Raw genomic sequence first — 26,033 nt, forward strand, 5'->3', positions numbered from 1 at the left:
ACACGAACGAGGCCGGAATTCCGCCGAACAGCTCGGCGATGTTCTCCGCCTCGCTCTGCGGCGGCGCTCCCTCCGGCGGTGGCTGCGCCCCTTCCTCCGGCGTCACCGGTGGCCCTCGTACTTGTCACCGCGGACCTGGTCACCCTGGAAACTGCGGATCCGGCCGATCTTGTGGCCCTCCACGTGGTCGCCGGCCACGTGATGGTTGTTCACGCTCTGCCCTCCGTGGACGGTACCGGTGTTGATGTTGCCGCGCGGGGCGCTGTTGTTCGTCGGCCGGGCCGGCGCGTCGTCGCTCCCGGCCGCGTCGGCGGCCTTCCTCCCGGCGGTCGGGGAAGGCTCCCGTCCCGGCTCCCGGCCGAGGACCGGCGTGCCCTCGTAGAGGGGCCCGGACGGCTGCGGAACGTAGATCCACGCCCGCTGGGAGAACGGCTTGCCCTCGACCGTCGCGGCCACCTCGACGAAATGGTCGGGGTGACGCCCGGTGTATCCGCCCGCGACCGCGTCCTCGTAGCACCGCTCGGAGAGGATGGCCGCGACGTGGGTGATGTTCTCGTTGTGGGACGTGAGAACGGCCTTGACGGGACGCGAGTCGAGCAGACGGTGGGTGTCGTTGCGCGCCGTGCCGTTGCCGCCGAACTCGTCCTCGGTCTCCGGCAGCGGACCGACGTTCACGCTCACCCGGAGCCGGATCGGCACCGCCCCGTGGGACAGGACGTTGAAGTCGGTCAGAACCTCCTGGAGCGTGAGCAGGAGGGGGTGGATCACGAAGGGCATGCGCACCGGGTCGAACCCGAGGACGTAGCCGTCCCCGGTGGTCGCGGGAAACGCGCGGTCTTCCCACAGGTCCCCGAGACCGGACCTGACCAGGGCGGTCTTGAGGAGTTCGGGAACGACCCGGCTGACGGCCTCGTGCTCGATCGCCGGACGCCCCGTGAAGTCCTTGGCGTCGACGGCCAGGATGCCCCGATAGGGCGGCAGCGGCCGGCTGCGGGTGTACGGGGCGGCGATCCGCTGGGGCAGCGAACTGCTGAGATCGGACATGTCACTCCTCCGTGAAGTCCGCCCGGTCGCTCTCGGATCGGGCGGGACGTCCCTGTGGGCGGTTCGGACACGTCGAGCTTCACAGCGGGCGCGAAACCGTTCCGTTCCGCAGGACCAGAAAAGGAGTGACGCGGGTCACACGATTCGGTCGCCGACCATCCGGCGCAGACTTTCCGCACCGACCACCTTGATCCGGCGGTTGCCCACCTCCACGCACTCCGGCCCGAGCAGTTCGAGGGCTTTGCTGACGGCTTTGCGCCCCACGTCGATGTGCTGGGCCAACTCCTCCCTGGTCAGGCAGAAGTGGGACTCCTCGCTTCCGGCGACCTCGACGAGGCGGAGCAGAGCCCGGGCGAGACGCTCGTGGACGGCCCCCTCACAGAGCGCCGCCTGTTCACGCATACGATTCCACGCCAATTCGAAAATAGGGCGAGCGAGTCGGTTCTCCTGCACGAATCGACGAAAATCCTGGGCCGGAACAATGTGCGCCCTGCTGTCTCGCAACGCCCACACGTCAGCCATACGGACGCTTCCGTCCTGGAGCGCCATCTCGCCCAGAATCTCGCCCTCCCCCCGGAACCCGAGCAGCCGCTGCCGTCCGTCGGGTTCGGTCCTGACGACTTTCACCAGGCCCTCGACCAGGGCAAGCACATGTGTCCCCTGGTCTCCCTGCCGCAGCAGGGCGCGTCCTGCGAGATAGGTCTGCGGCCGGTACCGCGTCAGTCGCTCCCACTCCTCGCGCGGCACCAGGGAGCGCAGGGGAGGCGAGTGAAGGGAATTTTCTTCGCTCATGCGGACACGCTAGAGGAGGAGCGTTCTGGATAACTCTGAACTCTCCATTTCAGCGCGCTACACGGAGAAAGCGGCCGATTTCTTTCCCTCACCCGCCCGGCATCATGCCGCCGCCCTTCAGGCGTTCGATGTCGGAGGGGCGGACCTTGATGACGAAGAGGGCTATCAGGAAGGAGACGATGGCGAAGGCGGCGGCGACGATGAAGCCGGCGGAGACGCCGGAGGTGAGGACCTCGTCGCCCCAGGGGGGCGGGAGCTGGCCGGTCTCGGCGAAGCGGGCCTTCTCCAGGGGGCCCGCCTGGGCGAGGAAGGCGGGGACCTGTTCGTCGGCCTCGTTGCGGCTGGCGGTGCCGAAGACGGTGACCAGGATGGAGAGGCCGAGCGAACCGCCGACCTGCTGGGTGGCGTTGAGGAGGCCGGAGGCGGCGCCGGACTCGGCGGGCCGGACGTTGGAGAGGGCCATCAGGGTCAGCGAGACGAACATGAAGCCCATGCCGGCGCTGAAGACCAGCATCGGTCCGAGGATCGAGCCCGCGTAGGTGGAGTGGACGTCCGTCAGGGTCAGCCAGGAGAGGCCCACCGCGAGGCAGAGGGAACCGAGGACCATGAAGGGCTTCGGGCCGTATTTCGGCAGGAACTGGGAGGTGAGGCCGGCCACGACCGCGATCACGGCGCTGACCGGCAGGAAGGCCAGCCCCGCCTCCAGCGGGCTGAAGCCGAGCACCTGCTGCACGAAGAGGGTCAGGAAGAAGAACATCCCGAAGATCGCCGCCGCCAGGCAGAGCATCATGCCGTACGTGCCCGCCCTGTTGCGGTCGGCGAACATGTGCAGCGGGGTGATCGGCTGCCGGCTCCGGCGCTCCACCAGGACGAAGCCCACGAGGAGCACCACCGCCGCGCAGAACGAGGCGATCGTCCAGGGATCGCTCCAGCCCTCCTGCGCGGCGCGGATGAAGCCGTACACCAGCGCCACCATGCCGAGGGTCGACGTCAGCGCGCCCGCCAGGTCGAAGTGGCCCGGATGGCGTTCGGACTCCCTGACGTGACGGGGGGTCAGGACGGCGATCATCACCGCGATCGGCACGTTCACGAAGAAGATCCAGCGCCAGTCGAGCCATTCGACGAGCACGCCGCCCGCGAGCAGTCCGATCGCGCCTCCGGCCGCCGACACGCCCGCGAACACGCCGAAGGCCCGGTTGCGTTCGGGTCCTTCCTCGAAGGTGGTCGTGATCAGGGAGAGCGAGGTCGGCGAGGCGATCGCGCCGCCGACGCCCTGGAGGGCGCGGGCCGCGAGGAGTTGCCACCCCTCCTGCGCGAACCCGCCGAGCAGGGAGGCGAATCCGAAGAGCAGCACGCCGAAGATGAAGACGCGGCGCCTGCCGAGGATGTCGCCGGCCCGCCCGCCGAGCAGGAGGAGACCGCCGAAGGTCAGCGTGTAGGCGTTGACCACCCAGGAGAGGCTGGTGGTCGAGAAGTCGAGATCGCTCTGGATGTGTGGCAGCGCGATGTTGACGATGGTGATGTCGAGGACGACCATCAGCTGGCAGGAGGCGATGACGAACAGGGCGATGCCCTTGCCGTCGCCCTTGCTGGTGGGAGTGGGGTCCACCGCCGGGGTCGTCGGCTTCGGTGTACTACTCATGATTCGTTCATGGCGCGTCGCGCCCTCACCGCAGGAGCCGTGGGCCGGTCGGTCCACCTTTCGACCCTAAGCCCGGCCCCCCGGGGCGACCAGTCGATCAAGCACCGCCCGGTTCCTCCAGCACGGCGATCCCGTCGAGTTCGACGAGCGCCCCCTCCTCCCGGAGCCGTACGACCTCGACGACCGTCATCGCCGGATAGTCACGGCCCGCCATCCGGCGCCAGATCCGGCCCAGTTCGGCGGAGTCCGCGTCGTGGGCGGCCAGGTCGGTCGTGTACACCGTGACGCGGGTCAGGTCGGCGGGGCCTCCGCCCGCGTGCCGCAGGGCGGTGAGGAGATTGCCGAGCGCCGTGGCGAACTGCTCGGCCGGCGTCGTGCCGACGACGGCGCCAGTGCTGTCGAGCGCCATCTGCCCCGAGAGGAAGACCAGCCGGGCGCCGTTGGCGGTGACCGCGTGCGAGAAGCCGGCCGGCGGGGCGAGTTCCGCGGGGTTGTGGCGGTGCAGGCTCATCGGGGCGGCTCCTCACGGGGTCGGGAGTCCTATGGGGGCGGGAGTCCTATGGGGGGCGGAGTACTCACGGGGGCGGAGTCCTCATCGGCTGGGAGTCCTCGCGGGTCGGGAGTCCTCACGGGCTGGGGTCGTCACGGCCGGGAGTTCTCACGGCCGGGAGGGGTGGCCGTGCTTCTCCCCTGTTTCCCGCCGTCTCTGTTTCCCACCGTGCCGCCTGGCCGCCCCGGCCGCACGCCGGGGACCTCGGGCGGTACGCCGGGGCGCGGCCGGGGCCCGGCGTCGCGCGGCGGGCCGCGTCCCCTGCCGTACGCCGGGTCGCGGCGGCCGGATCGGGTGAGAATGCGGGCATGTGGGCCCTCTCCGACGCCCCCGGGCGTCCCGGTCACCGTCACCCTCGCCGTCGCCGTCGCCTTAGCTGTCCCCTTTGCCATCGCCGTCCCCTTCGCCGGACCGGGCCAGGTGGTGCGACGAAACCCGGTTATGGCGAATCCGTGATGATCGTCACCGAAACGACAATCCTTCAGGTCGGAGGGCCGGGACCGTGGAGCTGACGCCCTCGGGGCACGTCGACGGCTTCGCCCGCGAGCGGCTGCCACCGGCCGCCCAGTGGCCTCGGCTGGTCTTCGAGCTGCCCGGGCTCGACTACCCCGAACGGCTCAACTGCGCCGCCGAACTCCTCGACCGGACGGCGGAGCGGTTCGGCGCCGGGCGGCCAGCCTTCCACGACGGGGAGGGCGGCACCTGGAGCTACGGGGAGCTGCGCGGGCGCGTGGACCGGATCGCCCGGGTGCTCACCGGCGAGCTGGGGCTGCGTCCCGGCAACCGCGTGCTGCTGCGCGGGCCCACCACGCCGTGGCTCGCCGCCTGCTGGCTCGCCGTCGTGAAGGCCGGCGGGATCGCCGTCACCGTCCCGGCCCAGCAGCGGGCCGCCGAGCTCGCCGTCGTCGCGGGGACGGCCGCCTGCTCCCTCGCCCTGTGCGACGACGGCGCGCTCGGCGAGCTGCGGGCCGCCCGCGTCCCGGGCCTGGCGGTCGTCCCGTACGGCGGCGAGGGGCCCGACGACCTCCTCGCCCGCGCCGGGCGCCTGCCCGCCTGCCCCTACCGCGCGGCGGACACCGCCGCCGACGACGTGGCCCTGATCGCCTTCACCTCCGGCACCACCGGCCGCCCCAAGGGCTGCGTCCACTTCCACCGGGACGTCCTGGCCGCCGCCGACACCTTCTCCGCGCAGGTGCTGCGGCCCCGCCCGGACGACGTCTTCGCCGGCTCCCCGCAGCTCGCCTTCACCTTCGGCCTCGGCGGGCTGCTGGTCTTCCCGCTCCGCGCGGGCGCCAGCGCCCTCCTGCTGGACCGGGCCGGGCCCCAGCAGCTGCTCGCGGCGATCGGCCGGCACCGGGTCTCGGTGCTCTTCACCGCGCCCACCGCCTACCGGGTGATGCTCGGCCTCCTCGACGGCGGCTCCGCCGGCGACCTGTCCTCGCTGCGCCGCTGCGTCTCGGCCGGCGAGAACCTCCCGGACGCCGTCTGGACCGGCTGGTACGCCCGGACCGGGCTCCGGCTCATCAATGGCATCGGCGCCACCGAGCTCCTCCACATCTTCGTCGCCGCCGCCGACGCCGACAGCCGCCCCGGCACCACCGGCCGCCCGGTGCCGGGCTGGCAGGCCGCCGTCCTCGGCCCGGACGGCCGGCCCGTCCCCGACGGCCGGGAGGGGCTGCTCGCCGTGCGCGGCCCGGTCGGCTGCCGCTATCTGGCCGACTCCCACCGGACCGGCCCCCACCGGACGGGCCCCCGCGCGGCCGACCCCCGCCAGACGGAGTACGTGCGGAACGGCTGGAACGTCACCGGTGACCGGTACGTCCGGGAGCCCGACGGCAGGTTCCGGTACGTCTCCCGCGCCGACGACATGATCATCTCGGCCGGGTACACGATCGCCGGGCCCCAGGTGGAGGAGGTGCTCCTCGGCCATCCGGACGTCGTCGAGACGGCGGTCGTGGGCCGCCCCGACCCGTTGCGCGGCCAGGTCGTCGTCGCCTACGCGGTGGTGCGGGACGGGGTCCCGCGCGACGCGGCCACCGCCGCCGCGCTGCGCTCCTTCGTGCGCGCCCGCCTCGCCCCGTACAAGTCGCCCCGCGCGGTCGTCTTCGTGGACGCGCTCCCCCGCACCGCCACCGGCAAGCTCCAGCGCCACCGGCTGCGCGGCTGACCCGGACCGGACCAGGAGGCCCCGGACCGGACCAGGAGGCCCCGGACCCAGCCTGACCGGGCCGGGCCGGGCCTGACTGGACCGGGCAGCACCTGACCGGGCCGGAACAGGCCGGACCAGATCCGGCCGCCGGGGCCGCGCGGCACGGCCTAAAGTGATCACGTGGCCGAGCAGCACACCCCCCGTTCCCTGATCGTCTCGCTCTACGGCGCCTACGGCCGACCGTCGGAGGAGACGCCTATGCCGGTGGCCGCGCTCATCCGGCTGCTCGCCGCGGTCGGCGTGGACGCCCCCTCGGTGCGCTCCTCCGTTTCGCGGCTCAAGCGGCGCGGGCTGCTGCTCTCCCGCCGGACCCCGGACGGCTCGGCGGGCTACGCGCTCTCCCACGACGCCCGCCGGCTCCTGGAGGACGGCGACCGGCGGATCTACGCCCGGACGGAGCCGTCCCTGGCGGACGGCTGGGTCCTCGCCGTCTTCTCCGTCCCCGAGCAGGAGCGGCACAAGCGGCACCTGCTGCGCTCCCGGCTCGGACGGCTGGGCTTCGGCACGGCGGCGCCGGGCGTCTGGATCGCGCCGGCCCGGCTGTACGAGGAGACCCGCCACGCCCTGGAACGCCTGGAGCTCTCCCCGTACGTGGACTTCTTCCGCGGCGACCACCTCGGCTACACGGCGACGGCGGAGGCGGTGGCCCGCTGGTGGGACCTGCCGGCGATCGCGCGGCTGCACGAGGAGTTCCTGACCGGTCACGAGCCGGTCCTCGCGGCCTGGCGGGCGGCCCCCGGCACGGTGGAGGACGCCTACCGGGACTACCTCCTCACCCTCGACGCCTGGCGCCGGCTGCCGTACGCGGACCCGGTCCTGCCGCCCGAGCTGCTCCCTCCCGACTGGCCCGGACAGCGCTCGGCGGAGGTCTTCGCCGAGCTGCACGCCCTGCTGTGGGAGCGGGGCGCGGAGTACGTACGGGCGGTGGAGAAGGACCTGTAGGGCCCGGGAGCGCGCCCGCGCCGTTCCGTTCCGCACGACGGAGCGGCGGAGCGGCGGAGCGACAGGGCAACGGGGCGGCGGAGTGGCCGGCCGCTCTTCCAAGGTCCCGCGCCGGAGGGGACCTGGGTCCCGCGAAGCCGGGCGGGGGGCCTCTGTGGCCGGTATTCGCCCCCCGATAGTGTTGAAACCAGGACGTCTCGCTCCACCCTCCCCCTCCGCCCGGACACCCGCCGCCGCCCGGGCGCCCGCCCTGCCACCGCCCTGTGAAGGGATCCGCCCCCATGTCCGACCTCGCCGGCCCCATACCCGAGCCCCGGGTCGCCCCCTCTTCCGCCTCCGCCCCGCCTTCCGCGTCCGCCACATCCTCCGCCCCGCCCTCCGCCTCCGGCGCGCCCGCGCGCGCCTGGCGCGTCCACCTCCCCCGTACCACCGCCGCCGTCCCGCTGGCCCGCGCCCTGATCCGTACCGCGCTCGGCGAGATCGGCCCCGGCGGGCCCGACCGCGACACGGCGGAGCTGCTCACCGCCGAGCTGGTGGCCAACGCGGTGGAGCACACCTCGGGCGAGGGGCCGATCGAGCTGGTCGTGGAGCTGCTCGCGGCGCCGGACGGCTGTCAGATCGAGGTGCACGACCCCGATCCGGCCCGCCCCGGGCAGCTGGTCTGTCCGGATCCGGACGCCGAGGTCGACCCCTGGCAGGAGCACGGCCGCGGGCTGCTGCTGATCCGGGCGCTCAGCAGCGACTGCGGCCACCGTCCGACCGCGCACGGCAAGGCGGTCTGGTTCACGCTCCCCCGGGTGCCCGCCCAGCGGTGTCCGTCGCGGGCGTGAGCGCGAGGCGGGAGTGGCGGCGCCCGTAGACCGCGTACAGCACGGCCCCGGCGGCGAGGAAGCAGGCGAAGACCAGCCAGGTCCGCCAGCCGGTGCCCCAGATGAGGTAGAGGCAGAAGCCGATGCCGAGGACCGGGCTCAGCGGGTAGAGCGGCACCTTGAAGGAGCGGCCGAGGCCGGGCTCCCGACGGCGCAGCACCATCACCGCGAGGTTGACCACGGCCATGATCGCGAGGGTGCCGATGGTGGTGAGGTCCACGACCACGTCGAGCGGGGCGAAGGCGGCCGGGACGGCGAAGACCGCGGCGACGATCCAGGTGTTGGCGACGGGGGTGGAGGTCTTCGGGGAGACCCGTTCCAGGATCCGGGGCATCAGGCCGTCGCGGGACATCGCCATGAGGACGCGGGTCTGGCCGTACATCACGGCGAGGACGACGGAGGCGATGGCGACGACCGCGCCGAAGGCGATGACGCCGCCGCCGGCGGCGGAGCCGGTGACCCGGTCGACGACGAGGGAGAGCGCGGCGGGCTTGTCCGCGACCTCGCCGGCGCCGATCGCGCCGATCGCGGCGAGGGCGACCGCGCAGTACAGCACGGTGACGAGGCCGATGCAGATGAGGATCGCGAGCGGGATGTTCCGGCGCGGGTCCTTCACCTCCTCGCCGGCGGTGGTGATGGCGTCGAAGCCGATGTACGAGAAGAAGGCGACCGAGGCGCCGGCCGTGATGCCGGCCATGCCCTCGGTGGCGAACGGCGAGAGGTGCCCGGCCTCGAAGGCGGAGAAGCCGATCGCGCAGAAGACGACCAGGATGCCGATCTTCAGGACCGCCATGGCGGCGGTGGCGCGGGCGCTCTCGCGGACGCCGCGGACCAGGAGGGTCGCGGCCATCAGGATGACGGCCACGGCGGGGAGGTTGATCACGCCGCCCTCGGCGGGCCCGGCGGCGAGCGCCTCGGGCAGCCGCAGGCCGGTGAGGCTGTGGAGGAGTTCGTCGAGGTACTGGCTCCAGCCGACGGCGACCGCCGAGACGGAGACGCCGTACTCCAGGAGCAGGCACCAGCCGACGAGGAAGGCGGCCCGCTCGCCGAGGCTCGCGTAGGCGAAGGAGTAGGACGATCCGGAGACCGGGATCGCGCCGCCGAGCTCCGCGAAGGAGAAGGCGGTGAAGACGCAGGTGATCGCGGCGAGGACGAAGGAGACGACCACCGCGGGGCCCGCCTCGGCGACGCTGTCGGCGAGGCCGACGAAGATGCCGGTGCCGACGATCGCGCCGATGCCGAAGCACACCAGCTGGAAGAGGCCCATGGTGCGCTTGAGGCCGTGTCCCTCCAGGTCGGCGCCGGATTCGGCGATCAGCTGCTGGGGGGACTTGATCCGCGAGAACATGCGGCGCTTCTCATCTCTGGTCATGCGGGTCCGGTCGTGCACGCGTCAGGGGGGTCCGGGCATGTGTGCCCGGACCCCCCTGAACGATGCGATCGTAGACCGTACGCCGCATATTCACCCAATCGGGCGTAAAGCTATGCCCCGGCGGTCTGCGGCGCGGGGCCGGCCAGGGTGGCGACGAGGACGGCCTTGATGGTGTGGAGCCGGTTCTCGGCCTCGTCGAAGACGACCGAGTGGGCCGATTCGAAGACCTCGTCGGAGACCTCCAGCTCGGTCAGGCCGTGCCGGTCGTGGACCTCGCGGGCGACCTTGGTGCCGAGGTCGTGGTAGGCGGGCAGGCAGTGCAGGAACTTGACGTCCGGGTTCCCGGTGGCGCGCAGCACGTCCATGGTGACGGAGTACGGGGCGAGGGCGGCGATCCGCTCGTCCCACACCTCCTTGGGCTCACCCATCGACACCCACACGTCGGTGACGACGAAGTCGGCGCCCCGGACGCCCTCGGCGACGGACTCGGTGAGGGTGAGCCGGGCGCCGCTCGCCCCGGCCAGCTCGCGGGCGGCGGCGACGACCTCCTCGGCCGGCCAGTACGCCTCGGGCGCGACGATCCGCACGTCCATGCCGAGCAGGGCGCCGGTGACGAGGTAGGAGTTGCCCATGTTGAAGCGGGCGTCGCCGAGGTAGGCGAAGGTGACGGACTCCAGCGGCTTGTCGCTGTGCTCGGTCATGGTGAGCACGTCGGCGAGCATCTGGGTGGGGTGCCAGTCGTCGGTCAGGCCGTTGAAGACGGGGACGCCGGCGAACTCGGCCAGCTCGTCCACGGTGGCCTGGCTGTCGCCCCGGTACTCGATGCCGTCGAACATGCGGCCGAGGACGCGGGCGGTGTCCTTCACCGACTCCTTGTGCCCCATCTGGGAGCCGGAGGGGTCGAGGTAGGTGGTGGAGGCGCCCTGGTCGGCGGCGGCGACCTCGAAGGCGCAGCGGGTGCGGGTGGAGGTCTTCTCGAAGATCAGGGCGATGTTCTTGCCGGAGAGCCGGCGCACCTCGGTGCCGGCCTTCTTGGCGGCCTTCAGCTCGGCGGCGAGGTCGACCAGGCCGCGGAACTCCTCGGCGGTGAAGTCCAGCTCCTTGAGGAAGTGGCGGCCGGAGAGGTCAGGGGCCATGGCGGGCGCTCCTCGGGTGGGTGGGTACGGGCGGGGACGAGCCGTACGGGACGCTGGAAGTGTATACGTACATCAGCATGCTTATACAGCCCCTCCGTCCTTCCGGCCCCCGTGCCCACACCGCGTCCCCCGCCTCACACCGCGTCCCGCACCACCGGGCAGCTCATGCAGCGCGGGCCGCCCCGCCCCCGCCCCAGCTCGCTCCCCGGGATCTCGATCACCTCGATGCCCCGCTTCCGCAGATGCGTGTTGGTCGTCACGTTCCGCTCGTACGCCACCACCACCCCCGGCTCCACCGCCAGCACGTTGCAGCCGTCGTCCCACTGCTCCCGCTCCGCCGCGTGCACGTCCTGCGTCGCCGTCAGCACCCGCACGTCCTGGAGCCCCAGCGCGGCGGCGATCGCGCTGTGCATCTGCTCCGGCGGATGGTCCGTCACCCGCAGCGCCTGCCCCTCGTCACCCGGCTCGATCGTGTACGAGCGCAGCATCCCGAGCCCCGCGTACTGGGTGAAGGTGTCCCCGTCCACCATCGTCATCACCGTGTCCAGGTGCATGAACGCCCGCCGCTTCGGCATGTCGAGCGCCACGATCGTCCGCGCCGAGCCCGCCGCGAACAGCCCCCGCGCCAGCATCTCCACGGCCTGCGGCGTCGTCCGCTCGCTCATCCCGATGAGCACCGCGCCGTTGCCGATGACGAGCACGTCGCCGCCCTCGATCGTCGACGGGTAGTCCGCCTGCCCCTCCGACCAGTGGTGGAACGGCCCCGCCTCCGGCCCCGTGAAGAGCGGATGGTGCTTGTAGATCGCCTCGAAGTGCACCGTCTCGCGCTGCCGCGCCGGCCACTTCATCGCGTTGATCGACACCCCGTCGTAGATCCACGCCGAGGTGTCCCGGGTGAAGAGGTGGTTCGGCAGCGGACCGAGCACGAAGTCGTCCAGCTCCAGCGCGTGGAAGCGGACCGACGTCGGCTCCCGGTGCGCCGCCAGGAACTCCCGCTTCGTCATCCCGCCCACCAGCGCCTCCACCAGCGCGCCGGTGTCCAGCGAGTCGAACGCCGCCCGCAGGTGGTCGGCGGCGAGCGGCCCGTACTCCTTCTCGTCGAAGACCCGGTCCAGGACCAGCGCCCGCGCCGCCGGCACCTCCAGCGCCTCCCCCAGCAGATCGCCGAAGAGGTGCACCTCCACGCCCCGGTCCCGCAGCACGTCCGCGAAGCCGTCGTGCTCCTGGCGGGCCCGCCGCACCCACAGCACGTCGTCGAAGAGCAGGGCGTCCTTGTTGGACGGGGTCAGCCGCTTCAGCTCCAGATCGGGACGGTGGAGGATCACGCGGCGGAGCCGGCCGGTCTCTGAGTCGACATGGAATCCCATGCGCCCATCCTGACGGAGCGGACGGCCGTGCGCGTGGGACGCGCACGGCCGAATTCCGCACCGGGCCCCGCCCTTACGGGTCTGCCGGCGTACGGGGCTGCCGGTGTACGGGGGGCTTGCCAGCGTACGGGCTGCCGGCGTACGGGGCTGCCGGTGTACGGGGGGGGCTTGCCAGCGTACGGGCTGCCGGCGTACGGGCCTGCCGGCATGGGTCCTGCCGACCCGGGGCCTTCCGGCACCGGCCCTGCCGACACGAGCAGGACCCACACCGGCAGGCCCCGGGGGGCGCCGCCCCGCCGGCCCCTCCCCCGCCAGCCCCCGCTACAGCCTCGGGTCCACCGGCTCCGACTCCAGGGCCAGCACCGCGAAGACCGCCTCGTGGACCCGCCACAGCGGCTCCCCGGCCGCAAGCCGCTCCAGCGCCTCCAGCCCGAGCGCGTACTCGCGCAGGGCGAGCGAGCGCTTGTGGCCGAGGAAGCGCTGCCGCAGCCGCGCCAGGTTCTCCGGACGGGTGTACTCGGGGCCGTACACGATCCGCAGGTACTCCCGGCCCCGCACCTTCACGCCCGGCTGCACCGGGCGGCCCGAGCCGTCCCTGACCAGCGCGGCGAGCGGCTTGACGACCATGCCCTCGCCGCCGGCACCGGTCAGTTCCAGCCACCAGTCGGTGCCCGCGCGGACGGACTCCTCGTCGCCGGTGTCGACGACGATCCGCCGCGTCACCTGGAGCAGGCCCGTCGGATCGTGCTCCACGAGCCGGTCCAGCCACCCCAGCTGCGTGTCGTGCGGGACCTCCGCGAGCGAGCGCCCCCGCACGCCGAGCAGCTGGAAGGGCGCGAACCGCACCCCGTCCAGGCCGTCCGTCGGCCAGCAGTACCGCCGGTAGGCCTCGGTGAACGCGCCCGCGTCGGCCGCCCGCTCCCGCTGCGCCGCGAGCAGCCCGTCGAGCCCCTCGACCCCGCGCGCGGCCGCCGACTCCAGCGCCCGCACGGCCTCCGGGAGGACGGCTCCCGACGCCGCGCCGACCGCCGCGTACTGGTGCCGCAGCAGTCCGCCCGACTTGAGCGACCACGGCATCAGCTCGCCGTCCAGCAGCAGCCAGTCGGTGTCCAGTTCCTCCCACAGGCCGGCCGCACCGATCGCCGTCCGCAGTCGCGCGAGGACCTCCTCGGTGGCGGCGTCGTCGTCGAGGAACGGACGGCCGGTGCGGGTGTGCAGCGCGCCCGTCGGCCCGTCCACGCCGAACCGCTCCCGGGCCGCGTCCGCGTCCCGGCAGACGAGCGCCACCGCCCGCGAACCCATGTGCTTCTCCTCGCACACGACCCGCTCGACTCCGTCCGCCCGGTACTGCGCGAACGCCTCCGCCGGGTGCTCCAGATAACCCTCGGCCCTCGCGGTCGGCGTCGGCGCCATCGTCGGCGGCAGGTAGGCGAGCAGCCGGGGATCGACCGCGAAGCGGCTCATGACCTCCAGGGCCGCCGCCGCGTTCTCCTCGCGGACGGTCACCCGGCCCAGGTGCCGGGTCTCCACCGTCCGCCGCCCGTGCACGTCGGCGAGGTCCAGCGGCCGGCCCTCGTGCCCGCCGGGCGCCTCGGACGACAGCGGCCGGGCCGGCTCGTACCAGACCCGCTCGGCCGGTACGTCGACGAGCTCGCGCTCCGGCCAGCGCAGCGCGGTCATCCGCCCGCCGAACACCGCGCCGGTGTCCAGGCAGATGGTGTTGTTGATCCAGGACGTCGTCGGCACCGGCGTGTGGCCGTACACGACCGTCGCCCGCCCCCGGTAGTCCTCCGCCCACGGATAGCGCACCGGCAGCCCGAACTCGTCGGTCTCGCCGGTGGTGTCGCCGTACAGCGCGTGCGAGCGGACCCGGCCCGAGGTGCGGCCGTGGTACTTCTCCGGCAGACCGGCGTGGCACACCACCAGGCCGCCGCCGTCGAGGACGTAGTGGCTGACGAGTCCGTCGATGAACTTCCCCACCCGCTCGCGGAATTCGGCGGGCTCGCGCTCCAGCTGCTCGACCGTCTCGGCCAGGCCGTGCGTCAGCTGGACCTTCCTGCCCTTGAGCCAGCGCCCCAGCTTGTTCTCGTGGTTGCCCGGCACGCAGAGCGCGTTCCCGGCCGCCACCATGCCCATCACCCGGCGCAGCACGCCCGGCGAGTCCGGCCCCCGGTCGACCAGGTCGCCGACGAAGACCGCCGTACGTCCCTCCGGGTGCGCGCCGTCCACATAGCCGAGCCGCCCGAGCAGCGTCTCCAGCTCGCTCCGGCACCCGTGGACGTCTCCGATGATGTCGAACGGGCCGGTGAGGTGGCGCAGGTCGTTGAAGCGGCGCTCCAGGACCACCTCCGCCGCGTCCGCCTCCGCGGCCGACCTGAGGACGTGGACCTTGCGGAAGCCCTCCCGCTCCAAGCCCCTCAACCCCCGGTGCAGCTCACGCCGGTGACGGGGAATCACGTGATCGGGCATGCCGGCCCGGTCGGCCCGCAGGGCGTTGCGCTCCCGGCACACCGACTCCGGCAGGTCGAGCACGATCGCGATCGGCAGCACGTCGTGCTCGCGGGCCAGCGCCACCAGCTGACGGCGCGCCTCGCGCTGCACGTTGGTGGCGTCGACGACGGTCAGCCGGCCGGCCGCGAGCCGCTTGCCCACGATGTAGTGGAGCACGTCGAAGGCGTCCTTCGACGCCGACTGGTCGTTCTCGTCGTCCGCGACGAGCCCCCGGCAGAAGTCCGAGGACACCACCTCGGTCGGCTTGAAGTGCCGTCGCGCGAACGACGACTTGCCGGAACCGGTGGCCCCCACGAGCACCACGAGGGACAGGTCGGTGACGGGCAGCCGCCGCTTCTCCGCGGTGTCCGTGGTGGTGGTGACGGTCGTGTCGGCACTCATGCCCGGTCCTCCTTCTCCCTCTCGTCGTTCCCGGCCTCCGCGCCGGTCCGGGTGAACACGCCCATCTGCGTGGGCGCCCCCACCTCGGGGTCGTCCGCCCCGACGGGCGCGAACTCCACCCCGTATCCGTACCGCTCGGCCACCCCCGCCGCCCAGGCGCGGAACTCCGCCCGGGTCCACTCGAAGCGGTGGTCGCCGTGCCGGACGTGCCCGGCGGGCAGCGACTCCCAGCGCACGTTGTACTCGACGTTCGGCGTGGTCACCACGACCGTACGGGGCCGGGCCGCGCCGAACACCGCGTACTCCAGGGCCGGCAGCCGCGGCAGGTCCAGGTGCTCGATCACCTCGCTCAGCACGGCCGCGTCATAACCGCCGAGCCGCTTGTCCGTGTACGCGAGCGAGCCCTGCACCAGCTTCACCCGGGCCGCCTGCCGCTCGCCCATCCGGTCCAGCCGCAGCCGGCGCGCGGCGACGGTCAGCGCCCGTACCGAGACGTCCACGCCCACGATCTCCGTGAACCGGACGTCCTTCAGCAGCTCCTGCACCAACTGGCCCTGCCCGCAGCCCAGATCGAGGACCCGGGCCGCGCCGGCGGACCGCAGCGCGGCCAGGATCGCCGCCCGCCGGTGCTCGGCGAGCGGCACCGGCCGCTCCTCGGTGTCGCTCGCCTCGTCCACGGCGTTGTCGACGTCCTCGACGTCCAGCCCGTCGGCCTCGGCCAGCCGCACCAGTTCGAGCCGCTCCGACGCCTCGCGGGCGAGGCTCCGGCGGCGCGACAGGTAGCGGGTGGTGATCAGCTCGCGCCGCGGGTGGGACGCCAGCCAGCCCTCACCGGCCCGCAGCAGCTTGTCCACCTCGTCGGGCGCCACCCAGTAGTGCTTGGCGTCGTCGAGGACCGGCAGCAGCACGTACAGCTGGTTCAGGGCGTCCGCGAGCCGCAGCCCCTCGCCCTCCAGGACCAGCCGCACGTACCGCGAGTCGCCCCACTCGGGGAACTCCGCGTCCAGCGCCAGCGGCTCGGCGTCCACCGTCGTCCAGCCCAGCGGCCCGAACAGCTCCCGGACCAGCGCCGCACCGCCCCGCGCCGGCAGCACCGGCACCTCGATCCGCAACGGCATCGGCCCCGCCGCCCGCTCGGGCAGCGCCCGGCACACCCCGTGCAGCGCCGTCTTGAAGACCTGCGCGAGGGCGACCGCGAGCAGCGAGGACGCGGCGTAGGGCCGGTCGTTCACGTACTGCGCGAGCGCCGCGTCCGGGGCGCCGCCCCGCCCCTTGCCCTTGCCGCGGCGCACCAGCGCCACGGGGTCCACCTCCAGGAGCAGGGCCGCGGTGCACCGCTCCGCGGTGGCCTCGGGATAGAGCACGTGCGCGACGCCGTGCGAGGTCGAGAACGCCTGCGCCCGCCCGGGATGCTTGTGCAGCAGGAATCCGAGATCGGTAGCGGGTCGCTCCGGGTTGCCGGTGGTGCTGATCGTCAGGAACACACGCCCGAGTATGAGCGCCCCCGCCCCCGCCCACCAGGAATTTTCCCCGCCCTCCCCGTCCCCCTCCCCCACCCTCTCCCCCTCCTCCGTTCCCCTCCCCTCCCTACCCCTCCCCCCGCCACCCGGCCAAGGCGGCGATCGTCCCGGGGCCGACGCGGCAGCAGCCGCCGATCAGACGGGCACCGGCCGCCGCCCAGGCTTCGGCGAGGCCGGGGGCCTCGGCGGGGCCGAAGGCCGTGCCGCCGCGCCACGCGCGGGAACGGGCGTCCCAGCGCTCGCCGCTGTTGGGATAGACGACACCGGGCTTTCCGGTCGTCTCCGCGGAGACCGCCAGCGCCCCGAGCGCCTCGGCCGGGTCGCAGCAGTTCACCCCGACCGCCACCACCTGGTCGTTCCCCGCCGCCACCGCGAAGGCCTCGGCCAGGCCCTGCCCCGCCCGGGTCCGGCCGCCCGCCACCGTGTACGAGAGCCAGACCGGCACCCCGCACCCGGCGACCGCCCGCAGCAGCGCCTCCGCCTCGTCGGCGTCCGGCACCGTCTCCAGTGCCAGCACGTCCGGCCCCGCCGCCGCGAGGGCCTCCACCCTCGGGCGGTGGAAGCGCTCCAGCTCCCGGACCGAGAGCCCGTACCGCCCCCGGTACTCGCTCCCGTCCGCCAGCATCGCCCCGTACGGCCCCACGGAGGCCGCCACCCAGCCGCTCCCCCACCCGGCCTGCCCGGCCAGCGACACGCTCCGGCGCAGGAGCGCCGTCGTGGCCGCCCGGTCCAGGCCCGGCGGGCGAAGCCCTCGTAGGTGGCCTGGTAGCCGGCCGTGATCAGCACCTCGGCGCCGGCCCGGACGTAGGCGGTGTGGGCCGCCTCGACCTGTTCGGGCGCGTCGGCGAGCAGCCGCGCCGACCAGAGCGCGTCCGACAGGTCGCAGCCCTGGTCCTCCAGCTGGTTGGAGAGCCCGCCGTCGAGGACCAGCACCCCGTCGGCGAGCGCCTGGGCGAACGTCCGGGCCGGTGCCATCGGCTCAGCCCAGCTGCGGCGCGACCTGGGCGGAGATCAGCTCCAGGTGGTCCAGGTCGTCCAGGTCCAGGACCTGGAGGTAGACCCGGGAGGAGCCGACCGCCGCGTAGCGGCCGAGCTTGTCGGCGACCTCGGCGGGCGAACCCGCGAGGCCGTTGGCCTTCAGTTCCTCCACGTCCCGGCCGATGGCGGCCGCGCGGCGCGCCACCTCGGCGTCGTCCTTGCCGACGCAGACGACCAGCGCGTTGGAGTACACGAGGTCGCCGGCCGACCGGCCCGCCTCCTCGGCCGCGGCGCGGACGCGGCCGAACTGCCGCTCGGTGTCCTCCAGGGACGCGAACGGGATGTTGAACTCGTCCGCGTACCGCGCCGCCAGCCTCGGCGTGCGGGTCGCGCCGTGGCCGCCGACCAGCACCGGGATCTTCCGCTGGGCGGGCTTGGGCAGGGCGGGCGAGTCGGCGAGACGGTAGTGCCTCCCCTCGTAGGAGAAGGTCTTGCCCGTCCCGGTCTCCCACAGGCCCGTGACGATCGCCAGCTGCTCCTCCAGCCGGCCGAACTTCTCCTTGGGGAACGGGATGCCGTAGGCGGTGTGCTCCTCCTCGAACCACCCGGCGCCGAGGCCGAGTTCGATCCGCCCGCCGGACATCTGGTCGACCTGGGCCACCTGGATGGCGAGGACGCCCGGCAGCCGGAAGGTGGCGGCGGTCATCAGGGTGCCGAGGCGGATCCGCGAGGTCTCCCGGGCGAGGCCCGCGAGCGTGATCCAGGCGTCGGTCGGTCCGGGCAGACCGTCGCCCGAGCCCATGCGCAGATAGTGGTCGGAGCGGAAGAAGGCGTCGAAGCCGAGCTCCTCGGTGGCGCGGGCCACCCTGAGGAGGGTGTCGTAGTCGGCGCCCTGCTGGGGTTCCGTGAAGATACGAAGATCCATGCCTCCATCCTGCACCTTCGGTGCGTGTCGAGCCGTTCGTGTCAAGCCGCGCGTCAAGTCGCGCGTCAGCGTGCGGGTCCGTCCGGCACGGTCGGGTGAATATCCGTCCCCCTGGCGGGACGCGTCACCGCTGGCCAGTGACCGTGACCGGGCGCCGTCGTTGGCTCGGGCGGAGCCGGACCGCCCGGCCCGCGTGCCGGCGGCCGCAGCCGGTGCGTCGTTCTTCTCCCGTGGTCCCGTCCGAGCCGGCCGGGGTCCGGGTCGAGGAGGCCGCGATGTCCCAGGAAGCCGCGTCGGAGCAGGCACTGCCCGAACAGCACGTGCCGCAGTCCGTGCCCGAGCAGCAGGCTCCGGGAGCCCCGAAGGGGCTGCTCCAGCAGATGGAGGAGCTGATGGCCGCCCTCTCCGCCGACCTCTCCCAGCTGGACGCCGACCTCCAGTCCACGGCGGAGCGCCTGGAGCCGGAAGCCGCAGCCGACGCGTACGACAACGGCCGGAACCACGGACACGGGCACGGCGGGCACGATGGGCACGGCCACGGTGACAGCCCCGCCGGTGACCCCAGCAGCGGCCACGAAGCCCGCTGACCGACCGCTCCTCTCTCCCCTCTGCCCTTTCTCCCCTCTCCCCTCACCCCTCTCTTCCCCTCGCTCCCCGATCGCCGTTCCCGTCTCCGCTCCCCGGCCCGGGCCCGGGACCGTCACCGGTCCCGGGCCCTGTCGCGTTCCTGGTCCCGTTCCCGTCCCGGCTCCCGTTCCCGTCCCGGCTCCTGCTCGCGCTCCGCCTCCCGCCTCCGCTCCGGCTCCCGGCCGGGCTCGGGGGCCGGGCGGGGGGTGGAGGGCCTGGGGCGCGGGGTGGTCGGCAGGGGGCCCGCCCGGCCCCGGGGCGGGTCGGGAGGACGGGCCCGGCCCTGTTCTCGGACGTCGAGGCGGCGGAGCATGCCCCGGACCCGGTCGCCGGCCTCGTCGGCGGCGTCGATCGCCTCCATGCACTGCCAGTACAGCCCCTCGTCGTCGGTGACCGAGGCCACCCCGACGAGGGCGATGCCGACCTCCCCGAGGAGCTCCCCGAGGGCGGTGAGCGCCGAGCGCGGGTCACCGACCTCGGTCAGCCGGGCGGCGCGCGGTCCGGCCGCGCCCCATGCCGGGTACTCCCCCGCCTCGCTCAGCCCCCGCGCCTCGCCCCGCAGTTCCAGCGGCCCGCAGAGCGCGAGGTGACTCCCTATGGCCTGGGCGAGGGCCCGGGCCTGCCAGGCTTCCGCCACGATGTCGTGTGCCGTCCCGCTCTCGGCCAGCGCGTGCAGGCCGGCCTGGACGAGCCGCTCCGCTTCCATCAACTCCGCCCCCGTTCTTACGACTTGCCGTCCCTCAATCCACTACCCAGAGTGAGGCCGCCTGAGCCCCGGCACCAGAGGAATTCGGAAATCTGTGGACAGGCATCTCGATCAGGATGAAGCGATCACTCCGAAGAGTGACGATCCCCCTCGGCGGCGCCCGACTCGTCCGTTCCGTCCCGTCTGCGGGGTGGGAAGCGGAGCTCGTTCCGGTCGATCTTGGCGGCGAGCGCGGCCAGCGGGTCGATCCCCAGCACTTCGCAGAACTGGAGGAGATAGGCGAGGACGTCGGCCACTTCGTCCGCGACGCGGTGGGCCGAGTCCGGGTCCTCCATCACCTTCTCCGCCTGCTCGGGGGTCAGCCACTGGAAGATCTCCAGGAGTTCGGCCGCCTCGACGCTGAGCGCCGCCGCCAGGTTCTTGGGCGTGTGGTAGGGCTGCCAGTCGCGCGCCGCCGCGAAGGCGGCGAGGCGGCGCTGGAGCCCCGCCACGTCGTGTTCGGTGTCCGTCACGGGGTCAGGTCTACCACCGTCACCCCCGGTGTCCGCCGGGCTTCCGCCGCGGTGCCCTCGCGGACCGACCCCGCGAGCCGGATGTGGCCGTCGGCGGCGATGGCGGCGGCCAGGCCGAGGAGGGCGGAGCACTGGCGGGCGTCGAGCCCCCGGTCGAGGTCGTCGGTGAGGAGGGCGAGGCACTGCATGGCGTCCGGGACCTCCGCGATGCGGTCCATGGCGAGGACGCCGGGGCCGGTCAGGAGGGTCAGCGCGAGGGCGAGGTAACGGAGTTCGCCGTCGCCGAGGCGGCCGAGCGGGGTGGCGGGCCGGGTGCCCCGGGCGAGGAGGGCGCGGACGGTGCCGTCGGCGAGTTCCTGCGTCCCGACGCCGGTGACGGGCCCGGCGCAGCCCGCGCCGGCGACGGAGGCGAGGCGCTGGTGGCGGCGCGGGCAGGCGGTGTGGGTGCGGTGCAGCACCTCGGCGAGGTTGGCGCAGTCGCGCAGGAGCCGGCCCTCGCCGGCCGGGACGGGGGCGCGCATCCTGCCCGATTCGGGGGCGCAGGGGAAGAGGGAACGCAGGCCGACCACCGCCTGTTCGGCCGCGGCGAGCACCTCGCGCTGCCCTTCGGTCGCGCCCGCGACCCGCAGCGGGAGGAGGGCGGTGCCGAGGAGGTCGTCGGGCAGCGGGGCGCGGGTGACGGGGGTGGCGCCCGCGGTGAGCCAGGCGGCCTGGACGGTGGCGCGGCCGGGGTCCCGGAGAGCGGTGGTGAGGAGGGTGCGGCCGTGCCGGGTGAGGCGTTCGCCGACGATGCGGAGCTGCGGTTCGGCCTGGACGGCGAGGTCCAGCCGGACCGGGCCGACGGGCCCGTCGACGGTGCAGCCGATGCGGAAGCCGCGGCGTCCCTGGGAGTCGGGCTGGGCGCTGTCGGGGACGCGGGCGCCGGGATCGGGGAAGACCTCGGCGAGCGGATCCCCCGCGCCGAGCCGCGCGAGCGCCTCGTAGGCGCCGAGGACGGTGGACTTGCCGCTGCCGCTGGGGCCGGTGAAGAGGGTGACGGGCCCGAGGCGGTACGCGGCCCGCTGCCGTCCGGCGTATGCGGAGAGCCGCAGTTCCGTCACGACGGGCCGCGGCGCCTCCGACGGCCCGGCCCCCGCGGTGCCCCCGTCGGTACGCGGACGGGGGCGGGCCCGGGAGCCGGTGCGGGCCCCGGAGCCGTCACCCGCGCCGCCGCCCCTGCGGGACTGCGGAACGGTGCTCGGACCCGTACTCGGGGCCGGGTCCGTACCCGCGCCGGGGCCCGGTTCCGCACTCGCACCCGCACCCGCACCCGCACCCATACGAGCTCCGCCGTCACCGCCGTCACCACCGCCACCTGGCTTCGAGGCCGAAACCGAAGTCGTAGCCGGAGCCGGAGCCGGAGCCGAAGTCGCGGCCGGAGTCGTAGCCGGTGGTGGGGTCGGGCGGGGGTGGGGCACGGTGTCCGGGCGAGGGGCCGGGGGTGCGGGCGTGCGGGAGTCGGGCGTGCGGGCGAGGGCGGGGCCGCCGGTGAGGTCCATGATCGGACCGTACGCAGGGGCCGGGCTGACGAACCGTTACGCCGAGATGACCTTCCTACGATCGGGGGACGCCCGCGCGCGGGGCGCCGACGGGCTCGTCGTCCTCGTCGCCGGCCGGACCGTCGCCGGTGCTCTCGACCTCGGTCCCGGGAGGGGCCAGCAGGAAGACGTTGCGGTCGACGCGGTGCATGCCGCTGCCGAGGCCGAAGACGACGCCGCTGCTGAAGTCGAGGACGCGCTTGGCGACTTCGGGGTCGGCACTGGTGAGGTCGAGCAGGACCGGGATCTGGGCGATGAGGTACTCGGCGACCTCGCGGGCGTCGGCGAAGACCTGGACCCGCAGCACGACCATGCGGCGCTGTTCGGCTGACTCGTACTGCTCGGGGATCGTGCGGTGGTCGACCCTGGACGGCCATTCGTCACGGCCGCGCAGTGGGAGGACCTGGGCCAGACCCTCCCACTGCTCGTCGGTGACGTCGTACCTCTCGTACCTACTCATGGACCCATCCTCCCGCCCCTCACCCGTTCGGCCCAACAACGACACGGGCGAACGGGTGACGGGCGGGCCGCGGCACGGTCACGGGCGCCCTGGCCTCACGTGAAGACCATGGCCAGGCGGCGCAGGCCCTCGGCGATCTCGGCGGGGGTGTGGGTGGTGAAGGAGAGGCGGAGGGAGGCCGGGTCCGGGGTGCCGGAGAAGAAGGGGGCGCCGGGGACGTAGGCGACGTTGCGGTCGACGGCGGCCGGGAGGAGGGCGGTGGCGTCGCGGCCCTCGGGGAGGGTGGCCCAGACGAACATGCCGCCCTCGGGCCGGTTCCAGCGGCTGCCCTCGGGGAGGGCGGCGGGCAGGCCGTCGAGCATGGCGTCGCGGCGGGCGCGGTACGCGGCGCGCATGCCGGCGACGTGGGCGTCGAGGTCGCGGTCCCGGAGGTAGCGGGCGACGGCGGCCTGGTCGACGGTGGAGGTGTGCAGGTCGGCGGCCTGCTTGGCGATGACACAGGCGCGCCGGAGCACGGCGGGGGCGCGCAGGTACCCGAGGCGCAGACCGGGAGCCATGACCTTGGAGAAGGAGCCGAGGAGGACCGTGCGGTCGGCGGCGGCGGGGAGCCCGGCGAGGAGGGGCACGGGCTCGCCGTCGAAGCGGAGTTCGCCGTACGGGTCGTCCTCGGCGATCCAGAAGCCGTGCCGGGCGGCGGCCTCGGCGACGGCGGTGCGGCGCGCGAGGGGCAGGGTCCGGCCGGTGGGGTTCTGGAAGGTCGGGATGACGTAGAGCAGGACGGGCTTCTCGCGGGCGGCGATCTCGTCGAGGGCCTCGGGGATGATGCCGTCCTCGTCGGTGGGGACGGGGACGACGCGGGCGCCGGCGAAGCCGAAGCACTGGAGGGCGGCGAGGTAGCAGGGGTCCTCGACGAGGACGACGGCGCCCGGTTCGAGGAGCGCCGTGGCGAGCAGGGTGAGGGCCTGCTGGGAGCCGGTGGTGACGAGCAGGTCGTCGGCGGCGGTGGCCAGCCCCCGGGTGGTCAGCCGGGCGGCGACGGCCTCGCGCAGGCTCGGGTCGCCCTCGGTGGTGGAGTACTGGAGGGCGGAGCCCGGGGCGTCCGTGAGGACGGCCTCGTAGGCGGCCTTGATGCCCTCCATGTCGAAGAGTTCGGGGGCGGGCAGGCCACCGGCGAACGAGATGACCTCGGGGCGTGCCGTGAGCGCCAGGATCTCCCGCACCGGGGAGGAGGCGACGTTGCCCAGCCGGGCGGCGAGGGGAGGCGTGGGCGCGACGTCGGCGGCGGACCGGGAGGCGGCGGGCCGGGAGGTGGCGGGCTGCGCGGCGGCAGGCTGGGCGGCGGGCTCGGGCACCAGGGCGACAGGAGGCATGCGCTTCAGTGTAGGGAGCATCCTTTCGCTGTCCAGAAGCATCCGACCCTCGGACTCCCACTGCCACAAGGGGAGTTGGAGGCTCCGCTGACGGCGAACGTGCGGGTGTACGGAATGCGGTGGGCGTCGAGCGCGCGCCGGGTGGCGTCGGCGCGGGCCCCGGCGCCCGGGAGGGCCGGATCGTGGAGGACACCGGCGACGGAACCGCTGTGCGAGATCTGCACGCCGACCGCGCCGGTGCGGCGCGCCAGGACCACGAGCGCCTCGAACTCCGGGTGCCGCAGCACGCGTTGGGCCCTCCGGGCGCTGGCGGTGGCGACCCGGCCGAGGAGCGCGGCGTCACCGTCGGCGACGGCGCGCCGGAGCCGGTCGCGGAGCCTGGCGTAGGCGCGCAGTTCGGCGCCGGTGGCCGCGGGGGCGGGCAGGCCGAGCGTGTCGACGGCCGCGCCCCCGCCGAGCAGGCACCCGACGACGAGGAGCGGCGGGAGGGCCGGCCCGAGGACTTCGAGGACCCGGCCCTCCCGCTGGGCGAAGAGGACGGGCCGCGCGCCGAGCATGAGCGGGTCGCTGGCACGCTCGGCGCGGACGGCGAGCCGGGCGGTGGTACCGGGGTCGAGGCGGAGCCCGTACGCGTCGGCGACGGCGCGCACGCTCGCGAGGACGTCGCTGGTGGAGCTGCCCATGCCGAGCCCGAGCGGGACGTCACCGGTCAGCCGGAGGGTGCCGCCGTGCGCGGGCCGCCCGGTGCGTTCCGCGCACAGGGCGACGGCGAACCGCGCGGCCCGGGCCGCCTTGGTACGGCCGCCGGGGACGACGGCGACGGCGTCGGGCGGGGTGCCGGGGCGGGGGGTGAAGTCGGCCCGGGTGCCGGGGGTGTCCACGGGGAGGGTGACGAGGCCGGCGCGGGGGCGCCCGTCGGTGTCGAGGAAGACGCCCTGGAGGAGTTCGCCGTGGTGGGAGGGGGCGTGACCGGTGCCGGGGGTGGGGACGGTGCCGGGGGTGGGGACGGTGCTCGTGCTCGTGCCCGTGCTCGTGCCGAGGGCGTGCGTGGGGGCGGAGGTGGAGGAGGAGGCGGAGGTGCTTGTGGTCACGGAGGAGAGTCTGGCCTCCGGGGCGGGACGGTGGGGCGGTGGGGGCGTGACGCCCGGGGGCGGAGGAACCCACAGCCGCGTGCCGCTCGGAGGCCGCGTGGCGGCCAGGGGCGGAGGAACCCACAGCCGCGTGGCGCTCGGAGGCCGCGTGGCGCTCAGGGGCGGTACGGGTCTCCTCCGCCGGCGGTCGCGTCAGCCGGCCGGCCACCATTCCGGGCCCTCGGGGGCGTCCTTGACGTAGAGGAGCGCGTCCTTGCGGGTCAGGTGGGCCGGGTCCAGCGGGGCGTAACCGTACCAGGGGGACCGGCGGGGCTCGGGGCGTGCGTCGCCGAACGCGGCGGCCAGCCGGCGGACGTCGACGGCGTACCGGTCGCCGGGGAGCGCGTGGAGGAGCCCTTCGACGGTGTCCGGCGGCGGGTCCTGGACGCCCCGGTGGCGGATGGTGCCGAGGGCGGTCGCCACAAAGGCGTACGCCTCGCCCAGCCGGGAGTGGGCAACGGCGCCGGCGCTCCACCACTCCACCCGCCGCCCGTCCAAGGTGAGGGCGCTCCGCTCGCGCTGGAGGTGGGCGTTGTGGGCGAACGCCAGGGTGGGGCCGCGTTCGGTGAGGGCGAGCAGGTTGGCGGCCATCATGGAGGCGCGCAGGGTCAGCAGCCGGCCGAGGCGGGCGGGCGAGGTGTCGGCCGTCCCGGCGTGGTAGCGGAGGAGGCCGGTGGCGGTGCGCGCGTAGAGCAGCGCCCGGTACCGCTCCTCGCGTTCCCGCTCGTCCTCCGGGTCCGGGGCCTCCGCGTCGAGCAGGACGGTCAGGTCGTCGGCGATCAGCCGCAGCCGTTCGGCTCCGGCCGTCCGGCCCACGGAACGGGAGGGGTCCCGCATCGCGGCGGGTTCGGTCCAGCGGGCGTCGTCGCCGAGCAGGTCGTCGAGCTCACGGGCGGTGCAGGGCAGGAGGGCGGCGTCGGTCCGGTCGGAGAGGTGGGCGTGGAGGGCGGTGAGGGCCGCGCGGGGGCTCTCCGCGCCGCTCATCTCCAGCGGCCCGTCGAAGCCGGCGAACCGCACCCGTTCCGCCACCGGACGGCCGGCGTTGTGGGCGCGCATCCAGGCGACCAGGGCGCGGTTGGCCAGGGAGCGGCCGAAGCCGTGGCTGAAGCCGCGCTCCATGACCTCGTCGAGGTCGCCGGTCCCGGAGGTGACGTAGTCGTCGACGATCAGGCCCGCCAGGCAGTCGCTCTCGATCGCGACGGTCCGGTACCCCTCTTCCTCGACGAGCTGCCGGAAGAGGACGTTCCGCGCGTCGAGGAGGACGTCCTCGCCGTGGGTGGGCTCGCCCAGGGCGAGGAGGCGCGGACGGGTGCCGAGCATCTCCATGACGTTTCTCGCGTCGACGGGCCGGGCGACGGCCTCGACCGCGGGGGCGGCTGGGCCGGCGGGCCGGCCGGCAACCGCGCCGGTGAG

20 protein-coding genes and 2 pseudogenes are annotated in these 26,033 nt (G+C 74.1%); 4 read left to right on the top strand and 18 right to left on the bottom strand.

Going from position 1 to position 26,033, the window contains the following annotated elements; genetic code table 11:
• Positions 1-102: 102 nt before the first annotated feature.
• From ACF1ED_RS16805 to ACF1ED_RS16820, 4 genes are all read right to left on the bottom strand, one after another.
• Positions 103-1,044: a hypothetical protein gene (locus ACF1ED_RS16805; RefSeq protein ID WP_391761054.1), complete on the bottom strand. Its 942-nt coding sequence runs from the start codon at positions 1,042-1,044 to the stop codon at positions 103-105.
• 135 nt (positions 1,045-1,179) lie between these two features.
• The gene (locus tag ACF1ED_RS16810; RefSeq protein ID WP_391761056.1) at positions 1,180-1,836 is read right to left on the bottom strand and encodes a Crp/Fnr family transcriptional regulator; all 657 of its coding nucleotides are present in this window, start codon (positions 1,834-1,836) and stop codon (positions 1,180-1,182) included.
• An 88-nt stretch (positions 1,837-1,924) separates the two neighbouring features.
• Positions 1,925-3,478 carry an MFS transporter gene (locus tag ACF1ED_RS16815; protein ID WP_391761058.1) on the bottom strand — a complete coding sequence of 518 codons (1,554 nt, stop codon included), beginning with the start codon at positions 3,476-3,478 and terminating at the stop codon, positions 1,925-1,927.
• Positions 3,479-3,575: 97 nt separating this feature from the next.
• Positions 3,576-3,989 carry a RidA family protein gene (locus ACF1ED_RS16820; protein ID WP_391761060.1) on the bottom strand — a complete coding sequence of 138 codons (414 nt, stop codon included), beginning with the start codon at positions 3,987-3,989 and terminating at the stop codon, positions 3,576-3,578.
• Positions 3,990-4,530: 541 nt separating this feature from the next.
• Between ACF1ED_RS16820 and ACF1ED_RS16825 the strand changes: the two genes are divergently transcribed.
• From ACF1ED_RS16825 to ACF1ED_RS16835, 3 genes are all read left to right on the top strand, one after another.
• Positions 4,531-6,195, top strand: coding sequence for an AMP-binding protein (locus tag ACF1ED_RS16825; RefSeq protein WP_391761062.1), 1,665 nt, complete (start codon positions 4,531-4,533; stop codon positions 6,193-6,195).
• A gap of 162 nt (positions 6,196-6,357) precedes the next feature.
• On the top strand, positions 6,358-7,179 hold the full coding sequence (locus tag ACF1ED_RS16830) for a PaaX family transcriptional regulator C-terminal domain-containing protein (RefSeq protein WP_391761064.1): 822 nt from the start codon (positions 6,358-6,360) through the stop codon (positions 7,177-7,179).
• Positions 7,180-7,460: 281 nt separating this feature from the next.
• Entirely contained in the window at positions 7,461-8,009 is a 549-nt protein-coding gene (locus tag ACF1ED_RS16835) for an ATP-binding protein (RefSeq protein ID WP_391761066.1), read from the top strand.
• Here ACF1ED_RS16835 and ACF1ED_RS16840 read toward each other — a convergent pair.
• The 7 genes and pseudogenes from ACF1ED_RS16840 to ACF1ED_RS16870 all read right to left on the bottom strand — a co-directional run bounded on the left by ACF1ED_RS16840 (position 7,963) and on the right by ACF1ED_RS16870 (position 18,238).
• Positions 7,963-9,420 carry an amino acid permease gene (locus ACF1ED_RS16840; RefSeq protein ID WP_391761068.1) on the bottom strand — a complete coding sequence of 486 codons (1,458 nt, stop codon included), beginning with the start codon at positions 9,418-9,420 and terminating at the stop codon, positions 7,963-7,965. The genes ACF1ED_RS16835 and ACF1ED_RS16840 overlap by 47 nt on opposite strands.
• Before the next feature lie 110 nt (positions 9,421-9,530).
• Entirely contained in the window at positions 9,531-10,556 is a 1,026-nt protein-coding gene (gene argF, locus ACF1ED_RS16845) for an ornithine carbamoyltransferase (RefSeq protein ID WP_391761070.1), read from the bottom strand.
• A 134-nt stretch (positions 10,557-10,690) separates the two neighbouring features.
• Entirely contained in the window at positions 10,691-11,923 is a 1,233-nt protein-coding gene (locus ACF1ED_RS16850) for an arginine deiminase (RefSeq protein ID WP_391761072.1), read from the bottom strand.
• Between the two features lie 321 nt (positions 11,924-12,244).
• Positions 12,245-14,815, bottom strand: coding sequence for a polynucleotide kinase-phosphatase (locus tag ACF1ED_RS16855; protein ID WP_391761074.1), 2,571 nt, complete (start codon positions 14,813-14,815; stop codon positions 12,245-12,247).
• Positions 14,812-16,299 (bottom strand): 3' terminal RNA ribose 2'-O-methyltransferase Hen1, encoded by a 1,488-nt coding sequence (locus ACF1ED_RS16860; RefSeq protein ID WP_391761076.1) that lies wholly within the window; start codon positions 16,297-16,299, stop codon positions 14,812-14,814. The genes ACF1ED_RS16855 and ACF1ED_RS16860 overlap by 4 nt, the downstream gene beginning before the upstream one ends.
• Before the next feature lie 103 nt (positions 16,300-16,402).
• Positions 16,403-17,310: pseudogene (gene mmuM, locus ACF1ED_RS16865) on the bottom strand (homocysteine S-methyltransferase).
• Between the two features lie 4 nt (positions 17,311-17,314).
• On the bottom strand, positions 17,315-18,238 hold the full coding sequence (locus ACF1ED_RS16870) for an LLM class F420-dependent oxidoreductase (protein WP_391761078.1): 924 nt from the start codon (positions 18,236-18,238) through the stop codon (positions 17,315-17,317).
• A 275-nt stretch (positions 18,239-18,513) separates the two neighbouring features.
• Here ACF1ED_RS16870 and ACF1ED_RS16875 point away from each other — a divergent pair, with 275 nt between their 5' ends.
• Positions 18,514-18,825, top strand: a complete 312-nt coding sequence (locus ACF1ED_RS16875) for a hypothetical protein (protein ID WP_391761080.1) — start codon at positions 18,514-18,516, stop codon at positions 18,823-18,825.
• 278 nt (positions 18,826-19,103) lie between these two features.
• Here ACF1ED_RS16875 and ACF1ED_RS16880 read toward each other — a convergent pair.
• The 7 genes and pseudogenes from ACF1ED_RS16880 to ACF1ED_RS16910 all read right to left on the bottom strand — a co-directional run.
• Positions 19,104-19,571, bottom strand: a pseudogene (locus ACF1ED_RS16880) (DUF6099 family protein); the annotation flags it as partial.
• A gap of 125 nt (positions 19,572-19,696) precedes the next feature.
• Positions 19,697-20,083 (bottom strand): nucleotide pyrophosphohydrolase, encoded by a 387-nt coding sequence (locus ACF1ED_RS16885; RefSeq protein ID WP_391761082.1) that lies wholly within the window; start codon positions 20,081-20,083, stop codon positions 19,697-19,699.
• Positions 20,080-21,402, bottom strand: a complete 1,323-nt coding sequence (locus ACF1ED_RS16890; RefSeq protein ID WP_391761084.1) for an ATP-binding protein — start codon at positions 21,400-21,402, stop codon at positions 20,080-20,082. The genes ACF1ED_RS16885 and ACF1ED_RS16890 overlap by 4 nt, the downstream gene beginning before the upstream one ends.
• A gap of 274 nt (positions 21,403-21,676) precedes the next feature.
• Entirely contained in the window at positions 21,677-22,120 is a 444-nt protein-coding gene (locus ACF1ED_RS16895) for a cell division protein SepF (RefSeq protein ID WP_391761086.1), read from the bottom strand.
• A 95-nt stretch (positions 22,121-22,215) separates the two neighbouring features.
• Positions 22,216-23,490 carry a PLP-dependent aminotransferase family protein gene (locus ACF1ED_RS16900; RefSeq protein WP_391761088.1) on the bottom strand — a complete coding sequence of 425 codons (1,275 nt, stop codon included), beginning with the start codon at positions 23,488-23,490 and terminating at the stop codon, positions 22,216-22,218.
• 5 nt (positions 23,491-23,495) lie between these two features.
• On the bottom strand, positions 23,496-24,581 hold the full coding sequence (locus ACF1ED_RS16905) for a GHMP kinase (protein WP_391761090.1): 1,086 nt from the start codon (positions 24,579-24,581) through the stop codon (positions 23,496-23,498).
• 192 nt (positions 24,582-24,773) lie between these two features.
• Entirely contained in the window at positions 24,774-25,946 is a 1,173-nt protein-coding gene (locus ACF1ED_RS16910; protein WP_391761336.1) for an erythromycin esterase family protein, read from the bottom strand.
• Positions 25,947-26,033 lie beyond the last annotated feature (87 nt).

This window comes from Streptomyces sp. NPDC014656, assembly GCF_043084305.1.
In the GTDB taxonomy this organism is placed as follows: domain Bacteria; phylum Actinomycetota; class Actinomycetes; order Streptomycetales; family Streptomycetaceae; genus Streptomyces.

Excerpts from the sequence above, each read along its gene's own strand:
- ACF1ED_RS16835 (WP_391761066.1), top strand. The coding sequence starts at position 7,461 with ATGTCCGACCTCGCCGGCCCCATACCCGAGCCCCGGGTCGCCCCCTCT.
- ACF1ED_RS16875 (WP_391761080.1), top strand. The coding sequence starts at position 18,514 with ATGTCCCAGGAAGCCGCGTCGGAGCAGGCACTGCCCGAACAGCACGTG.
- ACF1ED_RS16910 (WP_391761336.1), bottom strand. The coding sequence starts at position 25,946 with ATGGAGATGCTCGGCACCCGTCCGCGCCTCCTCGCCCTGGGCGAGCCC.
- ACF1ED_RS16870 (WP_391761078.1), bottom strand. The coding sequence starts at position 18,238 with ATGGATCTTCGTATCTTCACGGAACCCCAGCAGGGCGCCGACTACGAC.
- ACF1ED_RS16895 (WP_391761086.1), bottom strand. The coding sequence starts at position 22,120 with ATGAGTAGGTACGAGAGGTACGACGTCACCGACGAGCAGTGGGAGGGT.
- ACF1ED_RS16900 (WP_391761088.1), bottom strand. The coding sequence starts at position 23,490 with ATGCCTCCTGTCGCCCTGGTGCCCGAGCCCGCCGCCCAGCCTGCCGCC.
- ACF1ED_RS16840 (WP_391761068.1), bottom strand. The coding sequence starts at position 9,420 with ATGACCAGAGATGAGAAGCGCCGCATGTTCTCGCGGATCAAGTCCCCC.
- ACF1ED_RS16850 (WP_391761072.1), bottom strand. The coding sequence starts at position 11,923 with ATGGGATTCCATGTCGACTCAGAGACCGGCCGGCTCCGCCGCGTGATC.
- ACF1ED_RS16815 (WP_391761058.1), bottom strand. The coding sequence starts at position 3,478 with ATGAGTAGTACACCGAAGCCGACGACCCCGGCGGTGGACCCCACTCCC.
- ACF1ED_RS16855 (WP_391761074.1), bottom strand. The coding sequence starts at position 14,815 with ATGAGTGCCGACACGACCGTCACCACCACCACGGACACCGCGGAGAAG.
- ACF1ED_RS16810 (WP_391761056.1), bottom strand. The coding sequence starts at position 1,836 with ATGAGCGAAGAAAATTCCCTTCACTCGCCTCCCCTGCGCTCCCTGGTG.
- ACF1ED_RS16820 (WP_391761060.1), bottom strand. The coding sequence starts at position 3,989 with ATGAGCCTGCACCGCCACAACCCCGCGGAACTCGCCCCGCCGGCCGGC.
- ACF1ED_RS16890 (WP_391761084.1), bottom strand. The coding sequence starts at position 21,402 with ATGGGTGCGGGTGCGGGTGCGGGTGCGAGTGCGGAACCGGGCCCCGGC.
- argF (WP_391761070.1), bottom strand. The coding sequence starts at position 10,556 with ATGGCCCCTGACCTCTCCGGCCGCCACTTCCTCAAGGAGCTGGACTTC.
- ACF1ED_RS16805 (WP_391761054.1), bottom strand. The coding sequence starts at position 1,044 with ATGTCCGATCTCAGCAGTTCGCTGCCCCAGCGGATCGCCGCCCCGTAC.